Below are 7133 nucleotides of genomic sequence, written 5' to 3' on the forward strand. Positions count from 1 at the left end.
TGGCACGCTGTTGAGTTCTCAAGGAACGGACACTTCCTTCGGACCGCCTTCCAGCGGGCCCTCCGGGCGCTTCGTTCTTTCGTGTTTCAAGCTTACCAGATGTTTTCCGCCCCGTTTCCGGCGCTTCGTTCATCCAACTCGCTGATGTCTTCTGCGGCTTGACGCCCCGTCCGACGTTTCAAACTCTAGCCGATCCCCGCTCCGAAAAGCGAATCGGCCGCAATCCAATAAAACGAACACGCCGAATAAGAACCAAGCCGCGACAAGACGCGACCCAGCCCGAAACCGGGAAGTGGTGTTTCAAAAGGATTGGCCACCGCGGGACCGTCCGCGCCGATGCGTGTCCGGTGCTCCCTGCCGAGCGACTGGCTGACAGTACCCCTACTCGGCGCCCAAGGCAAATACCCAGCCCGGGATCGTGCAGGCGCGCGCGTCCGGGCAGCTGCGCAACCTCGCCACCACCGCCTCCGCGGCCTGCGTGGCCCGGATCGCCGGAGTCCGCCGGCGGCCGGGGCCCGGTCCGTGGTGGATCGGGCCCCGGCCGCCGTGGCGTTGTGGTGGGTCAGAGGCCGCTGCCCTGGATGGCGAGGAAGGGGACGATGATGGGGTTGGCGCTTTCGCCGCCGTAGATGTCCTCCCAGTCCGCGTACTGGCGCCCGTCGATGTTCACGGCGGTGGTGTTCTGTCCCCGTGCGCTCCGGTGAGCCACCGTGGACAGGGTGTCCCAGTTGTTCTCCAGGTCCGTGCCGAACCGGCCGATGTTTGCCGGGCGGCCCGTCTCGGTCGGGTCCCCGTTGTAGATGAGAACGCTGGCGATGCGATTCTCGATCCAGCCGAAGCGGGCCGCCTCGGAGGTGGCGCCGATGAAGTAGGCCATGGCCCGAAGCACTGCGTTGGAGTTCCTGTTCCCCGAGGTGGCGGTGTCCAGGGCACTCAGGTGCGTCAGGAAGTTGCTCGCCGTGTACGGCTGGTCACCGCGCCACGTCGGGTTCGCGGCCAGCGACGCGTAGCCCCCGTCGGAGCTGATGGTGTTGAGCAAGGGAGCGGTCGGCATGTTGAAGCGGACCCGCATCTCCTCCGCCAGGCGCACGGTGTAGGGGGCGTTGAGACGGTAGTGGAGGCCGTGGGAGGAGAAGCCCATGAAGTACAGGTTGTCGACGGAGAAGTACAGCGCGACATCGGCCCGCCGCTCGCCCCTGGGGTTGCTGGGGGTAACAGCGTTGGACCACACCAGCACCCGGATGACGCGGTTGGTGGCGGTTTCACGCCCGCGGACCGTCGTGTCCGAGAAGTAGGGGGCGTTCGGGAGGCCTGCCATCGGCTGGCCGGCGATTTCGCGCATCCGGTCCACCACACGCCGGTATTCCCCGGACTGATTGGCGGCGGCCGAGCTGGGGCGCGCGGCGGAGTCGTAGCCCGTCATGTCCCAGTCGATGTCGGTCCACCGCTGGGTGGTGTTGGCGTCAGCGTGGGGCGCGGCGAAGCCGTTCACCAGGCCGCAGGCGGCGGCCATGGCCAGCAGCAGCACCGCCAGCCGCCTTCCGGCTCGGCGCATGGTGGACGTCGGATGCAGGTACATCGGGTGGTACTCCCTGAAAGCTCTTCCGCGCAGGTGTGGTGGCGCGCGGCGAGGAGCCCGCGAGAGCGCCTGCCGCTGCATCGGGGCAGCGCGTTCTCGCGGGACGGACAGCGGGGAAGCGACCGGCTACCCGCTCACCGGGCCTTTCAGGTCCCGGCGGGACGAGGGCTCGGCGAAGGGGCAGTACTCCCCGGTTTGGCTCCCGGGGTCGTCTTCCTCAGGTCTAGATCCAACCTGGGCGGGCGGGCGCCAACCATGCAATTTCGCCCGCAAAAGTACGTACCGCATACTTTTGCGGGTTGAGGTTCGGCGTTCGGCGGGGCCACGTCGAACACGGGAAGAGCTTCAGCATGGCCTCGTACGCACCGGCGGACCGTTCCTTCGGCACGCTGCTGTTCGGTCTGCGCCGCAGGGCGGGGCTCAGCCAGGAAGACCTGGCGCACGCCGCGGGGGTGAGCGTACGTACCCTGTCCTATCTGGAGCAGGGCCGCTCCCGGGGGCCGCAGCGCCGCACCGTCCAGGCCCTGGCGAAGGCCCTGGGCCTGGACGCGGCCGACGCCCGGGAGCTGGAGGAGGCCGCGAGCCTGGGCCGGCCCCGCCCCGCCCGCACGGCGGATGCCCCGCCGCCCGCCGCCGCACCGGAGGCCACCCTGAACACGAGCACGCCCGATCTGCTGCCGCGCGCACCGCGCGCCTTTCACGGACGGGCCTCTGAGCTCGCCGCCCTGACCCGGGCCACGGCGGGCGAGGCCCCGGTCTGCCTGGTCATCGGGCCCGCCGGGGTCGGGAAGACCGCCCTCGTCCTGCACTGGGCCCACCACGACCCTGCGGGACTCACCGACGGGCGCCTCTACGCCGACCTGCGCGGCTTCAGCGACACCGGCGAGCCTGCCGCCGTCGAGGTCCTGCGCGAGTTCCTGCTGGCCCTGGGCGTGCCGCAGGAGCGAATACCGGAGTCGGCCAACGGCGCGGCCGCACTCTTCCGCTCCCTGGCCGCCGACCGCCAACTCCTCGTCGTCCTCGACAACGCGCGTGACTCCGAACAGGTCAGGCCGCTCCTGCCCGGCGGCGACCGCTGCGTCACCGTCGTCACCAGCAGGCACCGGCTGCCGGGACTGATCGTCACCGACACCGCCCGGCCCGTCGCCGTGGACGTCCTCGCCCCCCAGGACGCCACCATGCTCCTGGCCCGGATCCTCGGCACCGAACGGGTCCACGCCGAGCCGGCCGCCGCGCTCCGGCTCGCCGAGCTGTGCGGCGGGCTGCCGCTGGCCCTGCGGGTGGCAGCAGCCCGTCTGGCAGGGCGACCCGACTGGTCCCTGGGAACGATGGCTGCCGAACTGTCCGACGAGACACGGCGGCTGAGCTTGCTGGACCTGGAGGACACCGGCGTGCGGGCCGCGCTGCGCCTGACCCTGCGACAACTCCCGGCGCACGTCGCCCGCCTGTTCGCCGCCCTCGGCCGCCACCCGGGCACGCACGTCGACCGCTACGCGGCGGCCGCCCTGGCCGACACCGACCCCGCCACCGCCGAGAGCGCCCTGGAGCGCCTGGCCGTCGCGCACCTGCTCACCGAGACGGCACCCGGCCGGTGGACGATGCACGACCTCGTGCGGCTCTACGCCCGCGGCCTGGACGCCCAGCCCGACACGCTCAAGCGCGTCCTCGACCACTACATCACCACCGCCACCGGCGCCGTCGCGGCGGCCGAGCCCGGCACGGAGGACTGCTTTCCACTTCCGGCGGACTTCCTGCCGCCGGCCGCCGTGCGGGAGTTCGGCGACCGGTCCGCCGCCGTGGCCTGGTACGCCGCCGAGCGCAACAACCTCACCCAGGCGGTCGCCGCGGCGCACGCCGCCGCACTGCACGACAGGACCTGGCGCATCGTCATGACGATGTGGCCACTGATCGTGTGGCGCGTCCGCGACGGCTGGGTACCGCTCCTGGAGACCGCCCTCACGGCCACGCGCGCCAACGCCGACGAACACGGCGAGGCCCGGGTGCTCAACGTCCTCGGCTGGGTCCTGACCGAGGAAGGGCGCACCCCGGAAGCACTCGTCCACCTGGAAGCGGCCTCCGCGCTCGCCGCCCGCGCCGGTGACGCGTTCGCCGAGGCCAACGCCTTGATCGTGCTGGCCATGGTCCAAGCCTCCCTCGGCGGCCTGGACCAGGCCGCGAGGAGCTGCGAACGCGCGGTCGAGCTGGCACGCGAGACCGGCGACCAGAGGATGGAACGGCTGGCGATGCAGCACCTCGCCCGCCACCAAACCGATGCCGGACACTGGCACCAGGCCCTCACCACCGCGACCCACGCCCTGGCCCTCGGCAACCAACCGGACACCACCGACATCCCCCGCGTCCTGCTGCTCACCATCAAGGGAGAAGCACTGCTGGGACTCGGCAACCACACCGAGGGCGTCACCCAACTCGACCTCGCCGCGCGGGAGGCGGAGTCCGCTGGCTACGACGACGGCGCGGTACGGGCACTCACCGCACTGCTGCGCGCAACACCCGACACGGAAGTCCAGGCACGGTACGACACGGCACTCGCACGACTCACCACACGGACCTGAACCCCGGCACACCCTCGCACCGGCGAAGCCCCCGCCGCACCCGAGCACACGGGAACGGTCTCATTGATCATGGTTGGAAGCGGTGCGCTGACCTGTGGTTCGTCAGCTCGGCTGAGACGCCGGAGAGGCGATTCCCGCCGGACCCGGCATTTTTCGGGGCTGGGTCAGCTTGCGTGGACCCCGGGGTTCGTGGGGGTGGTCGAAAAACGAAGTGGGCACGTCCGGCTCGCTCCCGAGTTCGCGCAGAGAACCGGTGCAACGCCACCGCGCCGCTGCACCGGTGGCCCGCCACGCCTGTTGACGAGTCAATCCGCTGTCATTTTCGGATCAGTAGTCCAGGACGCGCTTGAGATAGGCCGTTCTGGCCGCGATGGCGAGTTGCGAGATGGCCGCCTGCGGCGCGGCGGTGGCGAAGGCATGCCAGGCCCCCGGCCACACGTGCAACTCGACCGGGACTCCGGACCGGGACAGCCGCGCGGCGTAGTCGATGGACTCGTCCCGGAAGGTGTCGACCTGGCCGGTGTCGATGTAGGTGGCGGGCAGCCCGCTCAGGTCTGCCGCGCGGGCCGGAGCCGCGTAGGGCGAGACCTCGGGCCCGCCCCTGGCCTGCCCGAGCAGGCAGGTCCATGCCGTCAGGTTGGCCCGGCGGTCCCAGAATCCCTCGCCGTCGAGTTCCTGGCTGGACGGGGTCCGGCAGCGGTCGTCGAGCATCGGCGCCTGCAGCATCTGGTGGGCCAGGGCCGGGCCGCCGCGGTCCCGAGCCAGCAGCGCCGTCGCCGCTGCCAGTCCACCACCCGCGCTCGTGCCCCAGATGATCAGCCGTTCGGGGTCGATGGACAACTCGTCGGCGTTGGCCGCGACCCACGCCAGCCCGGCATAGCAGTCCTCGACGGGTGCGGGATGGGGATGCTCGGGAGCCAGCCGGTACTCCACCGAGATCCCGACGATGCCGAGGACATCCACCCACTCGGCGAGTACGTGGGAGAGCTCCCACTTGTTGCCGGAGATCATGCCGCCACCGTGGATGTGGTAAATGCACGGGCGTGAGCCTGCGCCGCGGGTAGGACGCATGATGAGCAGCGAGATCTCCGGCGCCCCGGCGGGACCGGGCACCGTGCGTTCCTCGATCTCGACGGCCCCGTCCCGGCGCAGCGCGGCCGCGTCGGCCCCGCCGGGCACCGTCGCGTTCATCTCTCGGTAGGCGGGGATATCGGCCGGCCCGAGCCAGCCGAGTTCTCGCACCTCTTGCGGATAGGTGGCCAGGATTGCGGCCAACTCGGGGTCGAACGGTGGTCGGGAGTACATACTCGGGTCCTTCCTTCAGCGGTTCGCCGCCCCAGTGTCCTGGCCGGTCGCCGCCCGATCCACCGCCGGATGGCTCATGTCATCCGCCATATGGCGGATATGGTCCAGTGGTGGAAGAACTGCTCCAACAGCTCTCGGCACTGGATCCCGCCGCCGGGGACGCGGTGCGCGCCATCGCCTACTTCGACACCCTCGTCGAGCAGCGGGCCGGCCTCGATGCCTTCGTCAGGGCCGGGGCCATCCTCTCGGGCTGCACGGCAGGGCTGGCCGATCCCGACCGGCACGTCCTGGTGCGCATCCATCCCGACGGCCACCGGCTGGAACCGGCGGCACACGTTCCCTCCTGGCCCGGCACCGCACTACGCGGTACGACCGCAGGCCGGGTCTGGCTCGAACGCACCGGCATGCCGCTGCCCACCGACGCCATCGTTCTCGAACGCCTCGCGGCCGGGGCGGGCATCGTCTTGGACCGAACCCGCGGCCGGGCCGCGACACACGACCCGGCCAGCGTGGAAGTGCTGCTCTCACCCGAGGCCACAGCCGCAGCCCGCGCGCAGGCCGTGCGCAGACTCGCCCTTCCCGCGGCGAGATTCAGGGTCGCGGCCCTGCTGGGAAACCCGGATGATCCAACGATCAACCGGTGGAGCACTCGCCTCGGACACGTGACCGCCGCCATCGTCGTCGACGCCACGACCGAGCCCACCGCAAGCCTTGGACCCAGCATCGGCACTGAGCACGGGCCAAGAGCCGGGCTGGGCCCCGCCGTGGAAATCAGTGGGCTGCCGCGATCATGGCACGGAGCGCTGACCGCGTTGCGGCTGACAGCCGAGGTCCACGGTCCGCGCCACCTCAACTACGACGCCCTAGGCGGCCTGGCCCTCGTGGCCGAGCACGTCTCCCCGCACAACGCGTTGATCGAGGATGTGCGCGCGCTACGCGCGGCAGAAAGAGCCGGCACCGGCGCACTGGAAACCCTGGCCGCCCTCGAAGCCCACGACAGCCTCCGCCAGGCGGCCACCGCGTTGCATCTGCACCACTCCACACTCCAGGCGCGCCTACCCAAGCTGACCGCTGCTCTCGGATTCGCCCCCGACACCCCGCAAGGACGCACACGCCTCCACCTTGCCCTGGCCCTCCACCGACTCAACCTCAACGGCCCCCTTCCCTAGCCGCCGAGCAGCAGTGGCAGTCCTCGGGGCGCCCACGTTGAAGACCGTGAGCGCGATCTCGGCTGGATACTCTCGGACCGGGCAATCAACTCAAACGTGAAATCGCCCTTCCGCCTGGCCGCCCAGCTGCCCTCATCATCGAACACGACGCAGTCCGCAATCTGGGCATGCACTGGGTCACGGGTCCGGTGAGACCAGCCAGATCAGATGAGACTCAATCCACCCTGAAAGGTGAAGACCGGGCATGGCCAGCCACGCGCGCCGCGAATCGGCCGACTGTCACCTGAGACGAGTGAGACACCATCAGGTCCGGTGCCGAGTAGCCGAGGGGAATCCCACCCCTCGGCTCTCACAGAACCGTGCGTAACAGTCTCCCGTTACACGGCTCTTGTCGTCCTGGTCGTCAGATCAGCGAGGCGTCCACGGTGAGGCGCCAGTGCGCGAACATGCAGGGATATCGCTGGGCGATCTCCCGCAGTTTCGCGATGGCCTTCCGCTTGGCCTTGA

Annotated in this window: 4 protein-coding genes; 2 read left to right on the top strand and 2 right to left on the bottom strand. The window is 70.3% G+C overall.

Annotated elements, in window-relative coordinates; translation table 11 throughout:
- Nucleotides 1-562 precede the first annotated feature (562 nt).
- Nucleotides 563-1579 (bottom strand): ribosome-inactivating family protein, encoded by a 1017-nt coding sequence (locus ACFVHI_RS36680; RefSeq protein ID WP_380346361.1) that lies wholly within the window; start codon nucleotides 1577-1579, stop codon nucleotides 563-565.
- Nucleotides 1580-1929: 350 nt separating this feature from the next.
- Between ACFVHI_RS36680 and ACFVHI_RS36685 the strand changes: the two genes are divergently transcribed.
- A complete protein-coding gene (locus ACFVHI_RS36685) occupies nucleotides 1930-4152 on the top strand; it encodes a helix-turn-helix domain-containing protein (protein WP_380346363.1) in 2223 nt (740 codons plus the stop codon).
- A 327-nt stretch (nucleotides 4153-4479) separates the two neighbouring features.
- Here the strand turns inward: ACFVHI_RS36685 and ACFVHI_RS36690 are convergent, their stop codons facing one another.
- Entirely contained in the window at nucleotides 4480-5457 is a 978-nt protein-coding gene (locus tag ACFVHI_RS36690) for an alpha/beta hydrolase (protein ID WP_380346365.1), read from the bottom strand.
- Nucleotides 5458-5567: 110 nt separating this feature from the next.
- Between ACFVHI_RS36690 and ACFVHI_RS36695 the strand changes: the two genes are divergently transcribed.
- Complete coding sequence (locus tag ACFVHI_RS36695) at nucleotides 5568-6626, top strand: helix-turn-helix domain-containing protein (RefSeq protein WP_380346367.1); 1059 nt, start codon at nucleotides 5568-5570, stop codon at nucleotides 6624-6626.
- Nucleotides 6627-7133 lie beyond the last annotated feature (507 nt).

The sequence above is a fragment of the Kitasatospora sp. NPDC127121 genome (genome assembly GCF_042677305.1).
Classification (GTDB): domain Bacteria; phylum Actinomycetota; class Actinomycetes; order Streptomycetales; family Streptomycetaceae; genus Kitasatospora.

Bases quoted from the DNA above. Each gene is read 5' to 3' on its own strand.
- ACFVHI_RS36690 (WP_380346365.1), bottom strand. From the start codon at position 5,457: ATGTACTCCCGACCACCGTTCGACCCCGAGTTGGCCGCAATCCTGGCC.
- ACFVHI_RS36680 (WP_380346361.1), bottom strand. From the start codon at position 1,579: ATGTACCTGCATCCGACGTCCACCATGCGCCGAGCCGGAAGGCGGCTG.
- ACFVHI_RS36685 (WP_380346363.1), top strand. From the start codon at position 1,930: ATGGCCTCGTACGCACCGGCGGACCGTTCCTTCGGCACGCTGCTGTTC.